This is a genomic window from Nocardia sp. NPDC004654 (assembly GCF_040609595.1).
Lineage (GTDB): Bacteria > Actinomycetota > Actinomycetes > Mycobacteriales > Mycobacteriaceae > Nocardia.
Genome location: NZ_JBEXKI010000006.1, coordinates 1 through 17,170, shown reverse-complemented (window position 1 = coordinate 17,170; position 17,170 = coordinate 1). Strand labels below are relative to the sequence as shown.

The 17,170-nt window shown below is 69.1% G+C and carries 19 protein-coding genes; 11 read left to right on the top strand and 8 right to left on the bottom strand.

The genetic code is table 11. The features are described 5' to 3' along the window. Window positions 1–40 precede the first annotated feature (40 nt). Window positions 41–373: a DUF4267 domain-containing protein gene (locus ABZV58_RS20525; protein WP_355001747.1), complete on the bottom strand. Its 333-nt coding sequence runs from the start codon at window positions 371–373 to the stop codon at window positions 41–43. Here ABZV58_RS20525 and ABZV58_RS20520 point away from each other — a divergent pair. Both ABZV58_RS20520 and ABZV58_RS20515 read left to right on the top strand, forming a co-directional pair. After that, window positions 329–922, top strand: a complete 594-nt coding sequence (locus ABZV58_RS20520; protein ID WP_355001746.1) for a TetR/AcrR family transcriptional regulator — start codon at window positions 329–331, stop codon at window positions 920–922. The two genes, ABZV58_RS20525 and ABZV58_RS20520, sit on opposite strands and share 45 nt — an antisense overlap. Window positions 923–949: 27 nt before the next feature. Further along, the gene (locus tag ABZV58_RS20515; protein WP_355001745.1) at window positions 950–2,419 is read left to right on the top strand and encodes an NAD(P)/FAD-dependent oxidoreductase; all 1,470 of its coding nucleotides are present in this window, start codon (window positions 950–952) and stop codon (window positions 2,417–2,419) included. Window positions 2,420–2,625: 206 nt separating this feature from the next. On the opposite strand, the gene ABZV58_RS20510 is transcribed toward ABZV58_RS20515, so the two are convergent. From ABZV58_RS20510 to ABZV58_RS20480, 7 genes are all read right to left on the bottom strand, one after another. Beyond that, on the bottom strand, window positions 2,626–3,546 hold the full coding sequence (locus ABZV58_RS20510) for a cation diffusion facilitator family transporter (protein ID WP_355001744.1): 921 nt from the start codon (window positions 3,544–3,546) through the stop codon (window positions 2,626–2,628). A gap of 84 nt (window positions 3,547–3,630) precedes the next feature. Beyond that, window positions 3,631–4,851: a mannose-6-phosphate isomerase, class I gene (gene manA, locus ABZV58_RS20505; RefSeq protein ID WP_355001743.1), complete on the bottom strand. Its 1,221-nt coding sequence runs from the start codon at window positions 4,849–4,851 to the stop codon at window positions 3,631–3,633. Beyond that, window positions 4,851–6,074, bottom strand: a complete 1,224-nt coding sequence (locus tag ABZV58_RS20500; RefSeq protein ID WP_355001742.1) for a tobH protein — start codon at window positions 6,072–6,074, stop codon at window positions 4,851–4,853. Before ABZV58_RS20500 ends, manA begins: the two co-directional genes overlap by 1 nt. Window positions 6,075–6,378: 304 nt before the next feature. Further along, the gene (locus ABZV58_RS20495) at window positions 6,379–7,755 is read right to left on the bottom strand and encodes a phosphomannomutase/phosphoglucomutase (RefSeq protein WP_355001741.1); all 1,377 of its coding nucleotides are present in this window, start codon (window positions 7,753–7,755) and stop codon (window positions 6,379–6,381) included. 230 nt (window positions 7,756–7,985) lie between these two features. Next, a complete protein-coding gene (locus ABZV58_RS20490) occupies window positions 7,986–8,372 on the bottom strand; it encodes a DUF3499 domain-containing protein (RefSeq protein WP_185757013.1) in 387 nt (128 codons plus the stop codon). A 157-nt stretch (window positions 8,373–8,529) separates the two neighbouring features. Further along, the gene (locus ABZV58_RS20485) at window positions 8,530–9,015 is read right to left on the bottom strand and encodes a metallopeptidase family protein (RefSeq protein ID WP_355001740.1); all 486 of its coding nucleotides are present in this window, start codon (window positions 9,013–9,015) and stop codon (window positions 8,530–8,532) included. Window positions 9,016–9,077: 62 nt separating this feature from the next. Continuing rightward, a complete protein-coding gene (locus tag ABZV58_RS20480) occupies window positions 9,078–9,311 on the bottom strand; it encodes a WhiB family transcriptional regulator (protein WP_029901515.1) in 234 nt (77 codons plus the stop codon). Window positions 9,312–9,659: 348 nt separating this feature from the next. Here ABZV58_RS20480 and cofD point away from each other — a divergent pair, with 348 nt between their 5' ends. The 9 genes from cofD to ABZV58_RS20435 all read left to right on the top strand — a co-directional run. Next, complete coding sequence (cofD, locus tag ABZV58_RS20475; protein WP_355001739.1) at window positions 9,660–10,799, top strand: 2-phospho-L-lactate transferase; 1,140 nt, start codon at window positions 9,660–9,662, stop codon at window positions 10,797–10,799. Beyond that, the gene (locus ABZV58_RS20470; protein ID WP_355001738.1) at window positions 10,796–12,139 is read left to right on the top strand and encodes a coenzyme F420-0:L-glutamate ligase; all 1,344 of its coding nucleotides are present in this window, start codon (window positions 10,796–10,798) and stop codon (window positions 12,137–12,139) included. The genes cofD and ABZV58_RS20470 overlap by 4 nt, the downstream gene beginning before the upstream one ends. Then, the gene (locus ABZV58_RS20465) at window positions 12,136–12,654 is read left to right on the top strand and encodes an NUDIX domain-containing protein (RefSeq protein ID WP_355001737.1); all 519 of its coding nucleotides are present in this window, start codon (window positions 12,136–12,138) and stop codon (window positions 12,652–12,654) included. The genes ABZV58_RS20470 and ABZV58_RS20465 overlap by 4 nt, the downstream gene beginning before the upstream one ends. Window positions 12,655–12,830: 176 nt before the next feature. Next, window positions 12,831–14,066, top strand: coding sequence for an alkane 1-monooxygenase (locus tag ABZV58_RS20460; protein ID WP_355001736.1), 1,236 nt, complete (start codon window positions 12,831–12,833; stop codon window positions 14,064–14,066). Continuing rightward, the gene (locus tag ABZV58_RS20455; protein WP_355001735.1) at window positions 14,063–14,236 is read left to right on the top strand and encodes a rubredoxin; all 174 of its coding nucleotides are present in this window, start codon (window positions 14,063–14,065) and stop codon (window positions 14,234–14,236) included. The genes ABZV58_RS20460 and ABZV58_RS20455 overlap by 4 nt, the downstream gene beginning before the upstream one ends. Continuing rightward, on the top strand, window positions 14,233–14,415 hold the full coding sequence (locus tag ABZV58_RS20450; RefSeq protein ID WP_068061951.1) for a rubredoxin: 183 nt from the start codon (window positions 14,233–14,235) through the stop codon (window positions 14,413–14,415). The genes ABZV58_RS20455 and ABZV58_RS20450 overlap by 4 nt, the downstream gene beginning before the upstream one ends. A gap of 40 nt (window positions 14,416–14,455) precedes the next feature. After that, window positions 14,456–15,103 carry a TetR family transcriptional regulator gene (locus ABZV58_RS20445; RefSeq protein ID WP_355001734.1) on the top strand — a complete coding sequence of 216 codons (648 nt, stop codon included), beginning with the start codon at window positions 14,456–14,458 and terminating at the stop codon, window positions 15,101–15,103. A 340-nt stretch (window positions 15,104–15,443) separates the two neighbouring features. Next, complete coding sequence (locus tag ABZV58_RS20440) at window positions 15,444–16,499, top strand: alkane 1-monooxygenase (protein WP_355001733.1); 1,056 nt, start codon at window positions 15,444–15,446, stop codon at window positions 16,497–16,499. A 105-nt stretch (window positions 16,500–16,604) separates the two neighbouring features. Further along, the coding region (locus ABZV58_RS20435; RefSeq protein WP_355001732.1) for an adenosylhomocysteinase at window positions 16,605–17,170 on the top strand (566 nt) is incomplete at its 3' end.

Genomic DNA, 17,170 nt, shown 5'->3' with positions numbered 1-17,170 from the left:
GTCGCGGGACTCATCGGCGGGCTGGAGTTTGTGCCCTGGATCACACCGCGGGGACGGCCGCGCCCTTGGCCACCGACCGCTCCCTGATCGGCAGCGCACCGGTGACCGCGACCAGCAGCGCGGTGAGTCCATGGATGCCGAAGGCGGCACCCGCCGAACCGTCCCAGCGCAGGACCATGAGCATGTCGCCGAACGGGATCAGCGCGATCACCAGCGTGGCGATGCCGAGCGCGTACCGCTGCTTCGCGACGAGCAGTGCCAGGATGACCAGCCCGGAGGCGGTATCGCGGAGCCTGGATAGATTGTCTAGCGGTGCTAGAATTCGGCCATGAGCACCCAGACTCGTAAGGAACGCGAACTGGCCGAACGCCATCGGCGAATCATCGAGACCGCCCGCGAACTGGCCGAGTCCCAGGGCTGGGAATCGGTGACGGTGCGCAGGCTCGCCGACCGCATCGAATACAGCCAGCCGGTGCTCTACAGCCACTTCGCGGGCAAGACCGCCATCGTGACGGCCGTCGCCGAGCAGGGCTTCGCCGAACTCACCGAGGCACTGCGCGCGGCGCATGCCACCGCCGAGACTCCGGCCGCTGCGCTGGAGTCGGTGGCGCGGGCCTACCTCGACTTCGCGGCCGCCAACCCGGCGCTCTACGACGCGATGTTCCTGATGAAGACCGACCTGACCTTCGGGCCGGACGCGCCGCAGGCGCTGCGCGAGGGCTGGGCCGAGCTGGAGCGTCTGTTCCGCCCGTACGTCGAGGAACCCGATCTCGGCGCGCGCACCGAGGTGGCCTGGAGCTCGATCCACGGCATGGCCACCCTCGCGCGCGGCGGTCGGCTGGTGCCGGAACTCTGGGAGGCGCGGCTGCGGATCCTGGTCGACGAGTGGCTGGCCGGGGTCGGGGCCGAGGCGCGTCGCTGAGTTCTCGCGCGCAGGTAGCGTGGGTTCATGGCTGATGTTGTGGTGGTCGGCTCCGGACCCAACGGACTCGCCGCGGCGGTGGTTCTCGCCTCGGCGGGACTGTCGGTCGAGGTGTTCGAGGCCGAGGCCAAGCCGGGTGGCGGCTCGCGCACCGCGGAGCTGACACTGCCGGGCTTCCACCACGACGTATGCGCGGGCGCGCACCCGATGGCCTTGGCATCGCCCTTCTTTCGCGCGTTCGATCTCGGCGCGCGCGGCGTCGAGCTGCTCACTCCCGAGGTGTCTTATGCGCACCCGATGGACGGCGGCCGGGCCGGACTCGCCTGGCTGGATCTGGAGCGGACCGTCGCCGATCTCGGCCGCGACGGTGACGCGTGGCGGCGGCTGTTCGCGCCGCTCGTTCGCAAGTGGCAGGGCGTCGTCGACGTGGCCATGTCCGATATGCGCGCGCTACCCGACGACTTGCCGACCGCGGTGCGTTTCGGCCTGCGGCTGGTCGAACAGGGCTCGCCCCTGTGGAACGCGCGCTTCCACGAGGACATCGCACCCGCGCTGCTGACCGGTGTGGCGACCCACGCGATCACCTCACCGCGCGCCGTCCCCGCGGTCGGCGCGGGCCTGCTGCTCGCCACGCTCGGCCACGCGGGCGGCTGGGTCATCCCGCGCGGCGGCAGCCAGGCCATTCCCGACGCGCTCATCGCCGAACTCGAGGACCTCGGCGGCCGGGTGCACACCGGCCACCGGGTGGATTCGCTGGACGAGTTCGCCGGTGCGCGCGCCGTGCTGCTCGATCTCGCGCCCGCGGGGCTGCTCCGCCTGGCCGCCGACCGGCTGCCCACCCGATACGCCAAGCGGCTGCGCCGGTTCAGGTACGGCGGCGCCGCGTGCAAGGTCGATTTCGCGCTCTCCGGCCCGGTGCCGTGGCAGGCCGAGGGTTGCGCCCAGGCGGGCACCCTGCACCTGATCGGCAGCCGCGCCGAGGCGATGGCGGCCGAGGGCGCGGTCGCCGCGGGCCGCCACGCCGAGCGCCCGTACGTGCTCGCCATCCAGCCGGGCGTCGTCGATCCCGGTCGCGCGCCCGGCGACGCGCACACCTTCTACACCTACGCCCACGTGCCGAACGGTTCCGATCGCGACATCAGCGACGCGGTCATCGCCCAGGTGGAGCGTTTCGCGCCGGGCTTCCGCGACCTGATCCTCGCCACGCATGTGATCACCGCCGCCGAACAACCCGCGCACAACGCCAACTACGTCGGCGGCGACATCTCCGCGGGCGCGATGACGTTGCGCCAGACGGCCTTCCGCCCCGCCCCGCGCTGGAACCCGTACGCCACACCCCTGCCCGGGGTCTACCTGTGCTCCGCGGCGACACCGCCGGGTCCCGGCGTGCACGGCATGAACGGCATGCACGCCGCCCGCCACGTGCTCCGGCACGAATTCGACATCCACACCGACCCGCTCGAACTCCTGCGCGACCGTCAGCCACAGCACCGCTGACCTCGCCTGGACGGGTTCCTCCTCGTCGGGGCGGCCTTCCGCCGCCGCCACCGGCCGAAACAGATCCGGTTCCAGACGAACGCGATTCACCGTCGGCATCGCAGCGCATACCTGTGCCTAGGCCGCGCGACTACCCGCCAACACACGCGCCGAAAACACGCGAGCACCGCTGTCCTCGGACAACGGTGCTCACGCGAAGGTGCTCGCTAGACGGGCGCCGTGCGGTAGAGATCGGGCTCGACGTAGATGACCCGCGCGGCGGGCACAGCGCGGCGGACCCGCGCCTCGGCGGCGTCGATGGCCGCGGCGATGGTCGCGATGTCGAGACCCGGCGTGATCGCCACCTTCGCCGCCACCAGAATCTCCTCCGGGCCCAAGTACTGGGTCTTGAGGTGGATGACGCGGTCGATGCGCTCGCCGTCGATCAGGCTCTCCCGGATCGCCCTGTCCTCCTCCGGTGTCGCGCCCTCGCCGATCAGCAAGCTCTGCATCTCGATGATCAGGATGATCGCGATGACACCGAGCAGCGCGCCGATGCACAGGGTGCCGATGCCGTCCCAGACCGCGTTGCCGGTAGCCATGGTCAGGCCGACGCCGAGGAAGGCGAGAATCAGACCGACCAGCGCGCCCATGTCCTCCAACAGCACCACGGGCAGCTCGGGGCTGCGCGAGTTGCGAATGAACCGCCACCAGGTGGCGCCGCCCTTGAGCGGACGGGATTCGCGGATCGCGGTGATGAAGCTGAAGGTTTCCAAGCCGATGGCGATCAACAGGATGACGATCGCGACGATCGGCGAGCTGAGATCCTCGGGATGCTGGATCTTGTGGATGCCCTCGTAGATGGCGTAGATCGAGCCGAGCGTGAACAGCACGAGAGCCACGATGAACGAGTAGAAGTAGCGGTTGCGCCCGTAACCGAACGGGTGCAGCTCGTCGGCCTCCTGTTCGGCGCGGCGCTGGCCGAACAGCAGCAAGCCCTGATTGGAAGTGTCGGCCACCGAGTGCACCGCCTCGGCCAGCATCGAGGCCGAACCGGTGATCGCCGCGCCGATGAACTTCGCCACCGCGATCCCCGCGTTCGCCGTCAACGCGGCCAGAATCGCCTTCTTGCCACCGCCAGCAGACATGTCCTGAAGGTCCTCTCTCGTTTCGCCGATCACGGCTAACTTAGCTTGTTCGCCGATCCTCGGCCGAGTGCGTGCGCCCGTCGGTCAGCTGCCCGCGCCGAGGCAGGCGCAGAACAGCTGGGCGGGTCCGTCCACCGCTTGGGCGCGAATATCGCTGTCTGCGGCCGAGATCCAGGCCGCGCCGCCGCGCCCGACGAGCAGCTCCGCGCCGTCCTGGAGCAGCCGCACCGTGCCCGCCGTGCACAGCATGATGCCCGGCCCCGCCGAGGTGAGCGGCACCTGTCCGGAACCCGCGGTGAGATCGAATCGGCGCAGCGCGAATTCGGGCGCGGGCGTGCGATACCGCACCGAGCCGTCGCCCGCCGGTTCCGGCAGCACGACCGGCAGATCGATCGGCTCGAAATCCAGCACCCGCAACAGTTCCGGCACGTCGACGTGCTTGGGCGTCAACCCGCCGCGCAGCACGTTGTCGGAGTTGGCCATGATCTCCACGCCGAGCCCGCGCAGGTAGGCGTGCAGGTTTCCGGCGTCCAGGAACAGTCCCTGGCCCGGCTCCAGCGTGACCCGGTTCAGCAGGAGCGCGGCCAGCACGCCCGCGTCGCCGGGATAGGCCTCGGCGAGCTCGAGCGCGGTGCGGGCCTCGAGGGCGAAAGCGCGCTTGCCCTTTCCGGACAGATACCGCACGCAGCCGTCCAGCACCGCGGGCAGCAACGTGGCGAGCACCGGCTGCGGCAGCGTGATCCAGGTGGTGAACAGTGTTCGCAAGCCCGCCGAATCGGGTTGGGAGGCAAGCATCTCCGTGTACGAGGCGAGCTGGGGGACCTCCAGCGCGCGGAACAGCTCGACGGTGCGGTGCGGTTCGCGGAACCCGGCCAGCGCCTCGAAGCGGTCCAGCGCTACCACCAGTTCCGGCTTGTGGTTCTCGTCCCGATAGTTGCGCATCGGCGAGTCCAGCGGCACCCGCGCGCGGTTCTCCCGTTCGAATCCGGCGCGCGCCTGCGACGCCGACGGATGCGCCTGCAGCGACAGCGGCTCCTCGGCCGCCAGGATCTTCAGCAGGAACGGCAGCTTGTCACCGAATTCCGGTGCGGCCGCGCCCAGTTCGCGATGCGGGTTCGCGGCGACGAACTCCAGCAGCGATGTGGTGCCGACCGGCGTCTTGACGTGCGCGGGATCGGCGGGATGGGCGCCGAACCAGAGTTCGGCCTCGGGGTGTGCGGAGGGGACGGGACGGCCGCACAGCTGAGCGAGCGCGGTGCGCGAACCCCATGCGTAGGAACGCAGTGCACCAACGAGTTCGTGCACTAGTAGCGTCCCCCGTCGTACTGTTCGCCGCCGAAACCGCGGGACGTGTCCGCGGACGCGCCGCGCGAGCCGATCAGCCGCAGGTAGGCCGCGGCCATCTCCAAGCGCAGCGCGAGCACCGCGAGTTGCTCCAGTTCCGTGCCGCGCCCGGACCCGCCGGGCTCCTCGCCGCGCACCGGCGTCGGGGCGGCCGGATCGGTCAGGCTGTTCTGTAACAGGTCGACGTCGGCGCTCACCAGATCGGCGTCGACCAGACCGGATCCGGCGCCGCCGAACACCGCGACCCGGCGCCGTGCGGCGGCCTGATCGGGATCGGCGCTGAGCACGAACACCCGGATTCGCTCCACCGGCGCGGGGCCGTCGAGTTCCTCGTCGTGGAACAGTGGATCGAAGTCGGGCGCGGACTCGCCCGCGGCCTCGACCATGCGCGGATTCGCGGCGACCGCCTCGGCGAGATCGGCCGCCGTCGCCACCTTGCCCGCGGCCTGCAGCAGCACCTCGGCGCCGTGCTCGGCGAGCTCCGCGGCGGCGGGGGAGTCGCCCGCCAGCACGATGCCGCGCTGCTGCATGCGCGCGGCCAGCGTCTTGGCGGGATTGTGGAAGACCTCGTTGTGCGGTCCGTCGCGCAGCGCTTCGGCGTCGAGCACGTCGGCCAGCGCGGTCAGGTCCGGCACGGCCGCGCCGGTGCGCGTCGGATCGACGATGCGCAGCACCGCGATCCCGGCCGCGAGGAAGCGCAGCAATCGGTTGTGGTCGAGCACCGGGACCCGCGGCTCCAGCAGCGCGGCCCGGCCCGCGGCGGCGGCGCGCAGCGGGCCCTCGTGCGGTGCGGCGACGACGACCTCGGCGCCGCGGCGCAGCGCGCGGTCCACCGCGTCGATCAGGCGCGGATCGCCCGCGTCGTCACCGGCGACGAGCACCACGTCCAGCGGGCCCACCCACGGCGGCAGCGCGGCGACCGACACCACCGGCAGACCCGCGCGGTCACCGAGCGCGGCGACGAGCAAACCGGCGGCGCGTGCGGCGCGGCCGGAGCCGGAGACCAGGACCACGCTGCGTGGGCGAAGGTCGGCGAGACGGGCGAGCGCATGCTCGCCGATGGCCGCGGCGGTGGCGCGCACTTGGGCGCCACCCGAGGCGGCCGAGCGCAGGGCGCCGCCGCTGTCCGCCGCTTCGAGCGAAGCGGCATCGTCGAGGTCGAGCACCGGTGTTCCAGCGATCATCGGGCGTCCCACCTCCCCTCATCGCGCTGCGTCCGGATCGTCCACACCGAGCCCAGGTCGGGCGAATCCACTGTCAGTGATTCCACTATTCCAGTCGGGAGCGGGCATCGCTCGGGATCTCGCGCTGAGCAGAACCCTCTGCTTCCACGGTCGAATCCCGAGCTTGTGATTCCACTCCGTCGTAACTCCACTATCCCAGTCAGGACCGGACGATGCCCAGAATCTCGCATCAGGCAGAGCCGTCTGCTTCCGCGGTCGAATCCTGAGCTTGTGATTCCACTCCGTCGTAATTCCACTATCCCAGTCAGGAGCGGACGATTCCCAAAATCTCGGTCACGAGTGCGTCTACTTCCTCCGGCGATCTGGCCTCGACGTTCAGCCGCAGCAACGGCTCGGTATTCGAGGCGCGCAGGTTGAACCAGGCGTCGTCGGCCAGCTGGACCGTCACCCCGTCGAGGCGGTCCACCGACTTGGCGCGATCCTCGAATGCCTCGACCACGGCCAGCGTCCGCTCCTTGGCGTCGGCCACCGTCGAGTTGATCTCGCCCGAGGCGGCGTAGGTCTCGTAGGACGACATCAGCTCCGAGATCGGCCGGTCCTTCTCGCCGAGCGCGGCGAGCACGTGCAGCGCCGCGAGCATGCCGGAGTCGGCGCCCCAGAAATCGCGGAAGTAGTAGTGCGCGGAGTGCTCGCCGCCGAATACCGCGCCGGTGGCGGCCATCTGCTGCTTGATGAACGAGTGGCCGACCCTGGTGCGCACCGGGGTCCCGCCCAGCTCGTGCACAAGCTCCGGCACCGCGCGCGAGGTGATCAGGTTGTGGATGATGGTCGCGCCCGGCTCCTTGGCCAGTTCGCGCTCGGCGACCAGCGCGGTGATGGCCGAGGGGGAGACCGGCTCGCCGTGCTCGTCGACCACGAAGCAACGGTCGGCGTCGCCGTCGAAGGCCAGGCCGATGTCGGCGCCGGATTCGCGGACCAGCCGCTGCAGGTCGACCAGGTTCTTCGGGTCGAGCGGGTTGGCCTCGTGGTTGGGGAACGAACCGTCCAGCTCGAAGTAGAGCGGCACGATGGTCACCTGCGCCAGCGTGCCGAGCACCTCCGGCACGGTGTGCCCGCCCATGCCGTTGCCCGCGTCCACCGCGATGGTGAGCGGGCGGATGTTCTCCAGATCGACCAGCCCGCGCAGGAATTGCGCGTAGTCGGCGAGCAGGTCCACTTCGGTGGCGTTGCCGTGCGGGCCGTCGAATTCCGGCACGCCCGCGACGAGCTCGTCCTTGATCGCGGCCAGGCCGGTGTCCTGGCCGACCGGCAGCGCGTTCGCGCGGCACAGCTTGATGCCGTTGTACTGGGCGGGGTTGTGGCTCGCGGTGAACATGGCGCCGGGGCAGCCGAGGCGGCCGGAGGCGAAGTACAGCTGGTCGGTGGAGGCCAGGCCGATGTGCACCACGTCGAGACCCTGGGCGCGCACACCGTCGGCGAAGGCGGCGGCCAGCGCGGGGGAGGACTCGCGCATGTCGTGTCCGATGACCACACGGCCGGCGCCCTCGCCGCGCATCAGCCGAGCGAAGGAAGCTCCCACGTCCCTGACGAATTGCGCGTCGATCTGTTCACCGACCACACCGCGAACGTCGTAGGCCTTGATCACCGCGTTCACGAATTCGGCAGAGCGGGCGACTGTCATGGGCACTACCCTAGTGTGCCCCGCCGACACCGTGGGACCGCTCCCTACCCTCCGCCCCGATTTCACCCCGCGGGGCTGGTGTGGGGCTGTGGCCCCGGCCCCCCGTCGCGCTCGAGAACACGCCGCGGGCAACCGATTTCGCCGGGCGCGCGACAGAGCTGTGGCGACCGGACCGGGAGGAGCGTTCCGACGAGAGGCGTCTGGGTGTCTCGGAACGAGAGCGCGCGAGGTCAGTTCGGCGGATCGGGCAGCACGCGCAGATGCCCGCGTCTGCCGGTACGCGTGGTGCGCTGCGGCGCGGGTGCGTAGTCGCGGTAGCCGCGCTGATCGGGCTCCGGGGGACGGCGTCGCAGACCGGCCTCGCGAACGGCTTCGGCCAGTGCGGTGAGATCGTCGTCGTCCGGGGTGGTGGAGAAGCCGCCCTCGTGGCGGACCAGCTCCCAGCCCTTCGGCGCGGTGATCCGGGAAGCGTGCGTTTCGCACAGGTCCCACGAATGTGGTTCGGCGACCGTCGCGAGCGGACCGACCACCGCGGTGGAGTCCGAGTAGACATACGTGAGCGTCGCGACGGCCGGATTCTTGCAGCCGGGTCGGCAGCAACGACGCATGGGGATCACGCCGATGAGAGTAACCCCCCTGGCCTCCGGATGTGGACAGACACGCGCTAAGAGTGGCGGCTCACACGCGTACTTCCGCCCTCGCTCCGGGCATGCGCGGTCGCGAGCGAACCTCGTCCGGCCACGCCGGTCGGACGCGAATCGCCCGATTCGGGACCTACTCTTCCTCCGCCTCCGGATCGATGACGTCGGGGTCGACGCCGAGGTAGGTGGCGATCTGCTGCACGAGCACCTCGCGCAGCAGATCGACCAGATCGTCCGGATCGCTCGCGCGCAGCTCGAGCGGTTTGCGGAACAGCACGATCCGCGCGCGGGTCGCCTGACCGTGCCGGTCGACGCCCGCGGGGATCAGCCGGGACAGCGGGACCGGTCCGTCGGCCACCACCTCGTCCGGCCAGGTGACCGAATCAGGGTGCAGCGGACGGATTTTCGGTACATCGTCGACGGCGATGTCGAGTTTGGTGAGCCGATCGTGCCAGCGGCTGTCGAGCGGGGCGAACGCCTCCAGCACGAGCCGGTCGAACTGCTGGCCTCGGGTGCGCCAGGCGGGCACCGTCGGCGGCAGCATCGGCCCGCGCACCCCGCGGCCGCGTCGGATCACCGACCGGGCGGTGGGCGGGCGTCGATGGCGGGAACGGGACATACCCAAAATCTAGGTGAACTCGCACCGACCCCGCGCATCGAGGTCGGTGCGACACCTACGTGTCAGCCGATACCGCGCTTGAGGCGCCGGCGCTCCCGCTCGGAGAGGCCACCCCAGATACCGAAGCGCTCATCGTGTGCGAGTGCGTATTCCAGGCACTCGTCGCGTACCTCGCAGCCCATGCAGATCCGTTTCGCCTCGCGGGTCGAGCCGCCCTTCTCGGGGAAGAACGCCTCCGGATCGGTCTGCGCGCACAGGGCACGCTCCTGCCATTGCTCTTCGATGCTTTCGAACATCTCGTCGAAGCCCGTCACGACCAGGCTGAGCCGGGGTGTCGACACCGCGTCACCGCCGTCTTGCTCGCTCCGGCCGATGTCTGCGCAGACGCCACGTGCTGCGCCTGCTGTGGAATCGGGTTGCGAGACCATATCGTTGGCCATCGCTCCGCCTCCTCACTGTGTGTTAGCGCAGAATGATTCTTTCCGTCGGACCAACACGCACACCGACGGCCCTACCCCGCGACGTTGTCCCGCGGACATCCCCGAGCGCGTCACCCCGGCTCGAACATCTGTTCGAAAAGTCGTCCGCGCCTTGCACTCTCGCGCGAACCCGGAATGACATGACTGTGATTAGACACGCCGGACGTGTCGATGGTCAAGCCGCCGACGCTATTCCGTTACTATCCGCGACCGATTTCCGTGCTGATCTTGGTGTATGGCATAGCAAATGACCAGCAAATATGGCCCGAACACCGCTCGCTTCGACACCGCATAGGCTGTGCGGATGTGACTGGACAACAAGCGGACATCGCGCCCGCCAAGGGGCCCAAGATCGCCGTACTGGTCGGCGGAGTCGGCGGCGCGCGCTTCCTGCAGGGCGTGCGGGAACTGCTGCCGGAAGCCGACGTTTCCGCGATCGTGAACGTCGGTGACGACGTCTGGATGCACGGCCTCCGCATCTGCCCCGACCTCGATACCTGCATGTACACCCTCGGCGGGGGGATCGATGCCGAACGCGGGTGGGGCCGCGTCGGCGAGACCTGGCACGCCAAGGAGGAGCTGGCGAAATATCACGCGCAGCCGGACTGGTTCGGCTTGGGCGATCGCGATATCGCGACGCACTTGATTCGCACCGAAATGTTGCGTGCCGGGTATCCACTCTCGGCGGTCACCGAAGCGCTCTGCAACCGGTGGCAACCCGGCGTGAAACTGATCCCGGCAACCGACGATCGGTGTGAAACGCATGTGGTTGTCAGCGACCCCGAGAACCCTGGCGAACGCCGCGCGATCCATTTTCAAGAGTGGTGGGTTCGATACCGCGCGAACATCGACACCCATGGATTCGCCACAATCGGGGCGGATGAAGCAAAACCGGCCCCAAATGTGACGGATATCATATCGTCCGCCGACGCGGTGCTGCTGGCGCCGTCCAACCCGGTGGTGAGTATCGGCGCCATCCTCGCGGTGCCCGGCATCCGGGGCGCGCTGCGCACCACCGAGGCGAAGGTGATCGGCGTCTCTGGCGTGATCGACGGAAAACCGTTGCGCGGCATGGCCGACGAGTGCCTGTCGGTGATCGGCGTCGAGACGACGGCCGAGGCGATCGGCCGCTACTACGGCGCCCGCTCGGCCACCGGCATTCTCGACGGCTGGCTGATCCACAGCACCGACACCGCCGACGTGCCTGGCGTCGAGGTGCGCAGCGTGCCGCTGCTCATGACCGACCCGCCGACGACCGCCGAAATCGTGCGCGAGGCACTGGATCTCGCGGGGGTGAAGCCGTGACCTCGATCGACCACGCCGCGGGCGAGCTGAGCATCCTGCCCGTCACCGGCCTGCCGGAGTTCCGTCCCGGCGACGACATCGCCGAGCACATCGCCACACGGGCGCCCTGGCTGGCCGACGGCGACATCCTCGTGGTCACCAGCAAGATCGTGGCCAAGGCCGAGGGCCGAATCGTCGCCGCGCCACTGGATCCCGAGGAACGCGACGCCGCCCGCCGGGCGCTGGTGGACCAGGAGGCCGTGCGGGTGCTCGCGCGCAAGGGCCGCACCCTGATCACCGAGAACAAGCTCGGCATCGTCCAGGCGGCATCCGGCGTGGACGGTTCCAATGTCGAGCAGGGCGAATTGGTGCTGCTGCCCAGCGATCCGGACGGCAGTGCCAAGGCGCTGCGGACCGCGCTGGCCGAACGGCTCGGCGTGACCGTCGCCGTCGTGATCACCGACACGATGGGACGGGCCTGGCGCAACGGGCAGATCGACGCCGCGATCGGCGCGGCCGGGCTGCGGGTGCTGCACGACTACGCGGGCTCGGTGGACGGGCAGGGCAATGAACTGCAAGTCACCCAGGTGGCCGTCGCCGACGAGCTTGCCGCCGCCGCGGATCTGGTGAAGGGCAAACTGGGCGGCGTCCCGGTCGCGGTGGTGCGCGGCCTGCCGTTCGTCGACGACGGTTCGGGCGCGACGAATCTGCTGCGCCGAGGTACCGACGACCTGTTCTGGCTAGGCACCGCCGAGGCCATCGAGCGCGGGCGCGGCGAGGCCGTGCTGCTGCGACGTTCGGTGCGCGAGTTCGCCGACACCCCGGTCGATCCGGAACGCGTCCGGGCGGCGGTCGCCGTCGCGCTGACCGCGCCCGCGCCGCATCACACCCGGCCGGTCCGATTCGTCTGGCTGCGCGATCGGGAACTGCGGAATCGGTTGCTGGAGGCGATGGCCGACAAGTGGCGCGCCGACCTCACGGCCGACGGACGCGACCCCGAGCGGGTGGAGCGGCGCGTGGCGCGTGGCCGGATCCTGTTCGACGCCCCCGAGGTGATCATCCCGTTCTGCGTGCCGGACGGCGCGCACGACTATCCCGACGAACGCCGCCGCGCCGCCGAGCGGACCATGTTCACCGTGGCGGTGGGCGCGGCCGTGCAGGGTCTGCTCGTCGCGCTGGCCACCGAGGGGATCGGCAGCTGCTGGATCGGCTCGACCATCTTCGCCCCCGAGATCACCAGGGACGTGCTGGGTCTCGCCGCGGACTGGAACCCGTTGGGCGCCATCGCCATCGGTCATCCGTTGACGGAGCTGACGCCGCGTCCGGTCACGGGGCCGGGGGAAGGGTTGGTCGAGCTGTGAGCGCTGAGTCGCTGCACGCGTCGGCGACATCGCTGCTGGAGACCTGGCGTCCCGTGGTGGACCAGGATCGGTCGCTGCGGGAGGCCATGCTGGCCTTCCTCGGTTCAGCGCCGCGCGGCTGCCTGCGCGAGCACGCACCCGGTCACATCACGGCCTCCGCCGTGGTGTTCTCCCACGACGCCCGCGAGGTGCTGCTGACCCTGCATCCGAAGGTGGGGCGCTGGATTCAGCTCGGCGGGCACTGCGAGGAGGGCGACGACACCGTCGCCGACGCCGCGCTGCGGGAGGCGACCGAGGAGTCCGGCATCCCGGGGCTGCGGATCGAGCCCGGCCTCTACGGTGCGCAGGCGCATCCGATCACCTGTTCACTCGGTGTGCCGACCCGCCACCTCGATCTGCTGTTCCGTATCACCGCGCCCGCCGGTGCGGTGCCGGTGCGCAGCGCGGAGTCGACGGATCTGCGGTGGTGGCCGGTGGACGCGCTGCCGGAGGATGCCGAGGTCTTGTTGTACTGAAGAAGGTGCAGGGCGTCCGGTCGGTCGACGGTCCCGACCGGACGCCTTTTGTTATGTCATAACAACTTTACAAATCGATTCTTTTGTATAGACATGTGACAGTTGTCGTTCTAATGTCCATATCAGAAGTATTGTGCGTCACACCTCGGTGTGCGCCGCACTGATGGGAGACATCGATGTCGACGGATGCCGACGCGCCGCAGCGCCCGGTCGAAGCCCCGGCCTGGCGTGATCGCAAGCGCTATCTCTGGCTCTGGGGGCTGTTCGCGCCGACCGGCTTGTTCACGATCGGGCTTCCGCTGATCTGGGCACTGAACGAAATCGGCTGGCATCGCCTGGCGCAGGTGCCGTTCTGGCTCGGCCCGATCCTGGTCTACCTGGTGATCCCGCTGGCCGACATCTTCTTCGGCCCCGATGGCGAGAACCCGCCCGACGAGGTGATGACGTACCTCGAGAACGACAAGTACTACCGCTACCTCACGTACCTCTATCTGCCGTTCCAATACGCCTCGCTGATCCTGGCCTGCTACCTGATCAGCGCCGACGACCTCGGCTGGCTCGGCATCGACGGCGGCCTGCACGTCGTGGACAAGATCGGTCTGGCCATCACGGTCGGCACGATCGGCGGCATCGGGATCAACACCGCCCACGAACTCGGGCACAAGAAGGTCGACCTGGAGCGGTGGCTGTCCCGCATCGCCCTGGCCCAATCGTTCTACGGCCACTTCTACATCGAGCACAACCGCGGCCACCACGTCCGCGTCGCCACCCCCGAGGACCCGGCGAGTTCCCGTGTGGGCGAGACCTTCTGGGCGTTCTGGCCGCGGACGGTGTGGGGCGGCCTGAAGTCCTCGTGGCGGTTGGAGAAGGTGCGGCTCGAGCGATTGGGCAAGAAGCCGTGGTCGCCAGGCAACGAGGTGCTCTCGGCCTGGCTGATGTCGGTCGTGCTGTACGCGGCGCTGGTCGCGGTGTTCGGTCTCGGCGTGCTGCCCTACCTGGTGTTGCAGGCCGTGATCGGTTTCAGTCTCCTGGAGGCGGTCAACTACCTCGAGCACTACGGACTGGTTCGTCAGCGCACCGACACCGGTCGCTACGAGCGGCCCGCCCCGGTGCACAGCTGGAACAGCGACCACATCGTCACCAACATCTTCCTGTACCACCTGCAGCGGCACAGTGATCACCACGCCTACCCGACCCGTCGCTACCAGACCTTGCGCAGCTGGGACGGCGCGCCCAACCTGCCGAGCGGCTACGCGAGCATGATCCTGCTCGCCTACTTTCCGCCGTTGTGGCGCAAGGTGATGGACAAGCGGGTGCTCGCGCACTACGGCGGCGACATCACCCTGGCCAACATCCACCCGGGCAAGCGGGATCGGATCCTCGCGCGCTACGGCGCGGAGGTGGAATCATGACCGCATACCGTTGTCCTGTTTGTGATTACATCTTCGACGAGACCAAAGGCGCTCCGCGCGAAGGGTTTCCGGCTGGCACCCGGTGGGCCGACGTGCCCGACGACTGGTGCTGCCCGGACTGCGGTGTGCGGGAAAAGATCGATTTCGAACCGGTAGGAGTGACCTCGTGACCGAATACAAGCTGTACCAGTGCATCCAGTGCGGCTTCGAATACGACGAGGCCAAGGGCTGGCCCGAAGACGGCATCGCGCCCGGCACCAGGTGGGACGACATCCCGGACAACTGGACCTGCCCGGACTGCGGCGCGGCCAAGGCCGACTTCTTCATGGTCGAGATCGAGCGGTCGTGAGATTTTGACTGCGGGGGATGCCCGTGACAACCTCGCGGGTATGCCGCGCAATGGACCAAGGGTTCCGTACCAGGAGGCGGCGCGGGAACTCCTGCGCACCTCCGTCCTCGACGCCATGCGCGAACTGCTGACCGAGCGGGACTGGTCCAAGATCACGCTCGGCGACGTCGCGGCACGGGCCGGGGTGAGCAGGCAGACGCTGTACAACGAGTTCGGTTCGCGCGCGGGCCTCGCGCAGGGATACGCCCTGCGCTTGGCCGACGACCTGGTCGACCATGTCCGCAGCGCCATCGCGGGCAACGAGGGCGACGTCCGCGCCGCCTTCCGCGAAGCGCTGTCCGGCTTCTTCCTCGACGCCGCCGCCGATCCGCTGATTCAGTCGCTGATCGCGGGCGAGGTGAAGCTGGACCTGCTGCGCCTGATCACCCTGGACGCCGCGCCACTGGTCGAACACGCCACCGAGCGGCTGTCCAAGGTGTTCCAGGACAGCTGGGTCGACGCCACGGAGGCGGAGTCGGTCGTGCTGGCGGCCGCGCTGGTCCGGATCGCGCTCAGCTACATTCCGACACCGCCCGCGCCGGGCCGCAACGCGCCCGCCGATCTCGCCGAACTGCTCGGGCCCTACGTCGAGGCGATCCTGGCCGCCCGTGCGGCGCGTCGACCGAGTGCCTCGGATTCGCTCGATTAGGGGAAAGGCCCCCAAGAAATAGGGGCCGCCGACCGCCCTGGTTAGGGGAACCTTAGGGGCGAAGCCCCGATTTGCGGGAGGTGTGCGGTGACTGCTGTCACATGTGAACTCCCTGAAAAACCGACCACCACGCTTGTAACGGTCGACACGTTTAGTCCGCGAACTCCGGTGTAACGGACTTCAAGCCTGTAAGTATTCTCATACATCGGAGTTAGGATTCTTAATTAGCGGGGCAAACGTGCAAACGGTTGGCAAACCGGCGGGATCGCCAGATCCCAAACGCCATCTGTGGGTTCTCGGCCTGATCGCACCGGCTTCCGCGTTGCTGCCCTCACAGCTTGTGCTGCACACTGGCGCCGCGGTGTTCTGGTGGATCGGACCGATCATCGTGCTGATGGTCATTCCCTTGCTGGACTGGCTGGTCGGCGAGGACGGCAGCAATCCGCGCGACGAGGACTACGAGCTGCTGTCCAACGATCGCTACTACCGGTGGTGCACCTACCTGTTCCTGCCGATCCAGCTGATCGGGCTGATCATCGCCGCCTACATGTGGGCGGGCGACGAACTGAGCGCGCTCGACAAGCTCGGACTGGCCGCCACGCTGGGCTTCGTCAGCGGCATCGGCATCAACGCCGCGCACGAACTCGGCCACCGCGTGGAGCACATGGAGCGCTGGCTGGCCAAGATCGCGCTCGCGCAGTCCGGGTACGGGCACTTCTTCGTCGAACACAACCGCGGTCACCACGTGCGTGTCGCGACGCCGGAGGATCCGGCGAGCGCCCGGCTCGGTGAGTCGCTGTGGGAGTTCCTGCCGCGCAGCGTCGCGGGCGGTTTCCGGTCCGCGCTCGCGCTGGAGAAGGAGCGCCTGGCGCGCAAGGGCCTGCCCTGGTGGACCGTGCACAACAACGTGCTGCAGGCATGGGCGATGACGCTGGTGCTGTTCGGCGCGCTGATCGCCGTCTTCGGGATCGCGGTGCTGCCCTGGCTGCTGTTGCAGGCGGTGATCGGCGCTGCCCTGCTGGAGACGGTCAACTACGTCGAGCACTACGGCCTGCTGCGCGAACGCAGGCCCAACGGCGCCTGGGCCCGCTGCTCCCCGCGCGATAGCTGGAACAGCGACCGGCTCGTCACCAACATCTTCCTGTTCCACCTGCAGCGGCACAGCGACCACCACGCCAATCCGGGACGTCGGTACCAAACCCTGCGGAGCTCGCAGGAGTCCCCGCAGCTGCCCGCGGGCTACGCGAGCATGATCGTCTTCGCGGCCATCCCGCCGCTGTGGCGCTCGATCATGGACCACCGGGTGCTCGCCCACTACGACGGCGACATCACCCGCGCGAACATCCAGCCGCGCAAGCGCACCCGGATCCTCGCGAGCTACCGCGCGACCGCCTGAGCGCCGCGCCCGTGCCCGTCGAGGCGTGCCCCGACGGGCACGCGGTACGTCGCGAGGCGTTCAGCGACTAGCCTTGCATCGGTACAGCCGACCATGGAGAGGCAGATGACGACCTCAGAACTTCCCGCACGCACGTCCATGACCCCCGATGTCCGCAATGGCGTCGACTACAAGGTGGCGGACCTGTCGCTGGCCGAGTTCGGCCGCAAGGAGATCCGTCTGGCCGAGCACGAGATGCCCGGTCTGATGGCTCTGCGCCGCGAGTACGCCGACGTGCTGCCGCTGAAGGGCGCGCGCATCTCCGGCTCGCTGCACATGACGGTGCAGACCGCCGTGCTGATCGAGACCCTCACCGCGCTCGGCGCGCAGGTGCGCTGGGCCTCGTGCAACATCTTCTCCACCCAGGACCACGCCGCCGCCGCGGTCGTCGTCGGCCCGCACGGCACGGTCGAGGAGCCCAAGGGCACCCCGGTCTTCGCCTGGAAGGGCGAGACCCTGGAGGAGTACTGGTGGGCGGCCGAGCAGATGCTGACCTGGCCGGGCGAGCCCGCCAACATGATCCTCGACGACGGCGGCGACGCCACCATGCTCGTGCTGCGCGGCGCGCAGTTCGAGAAGGCCGGTGTGGTTCCGCCCGCCGACGAGGACCACTCCGCGGAGTACACGGTCTT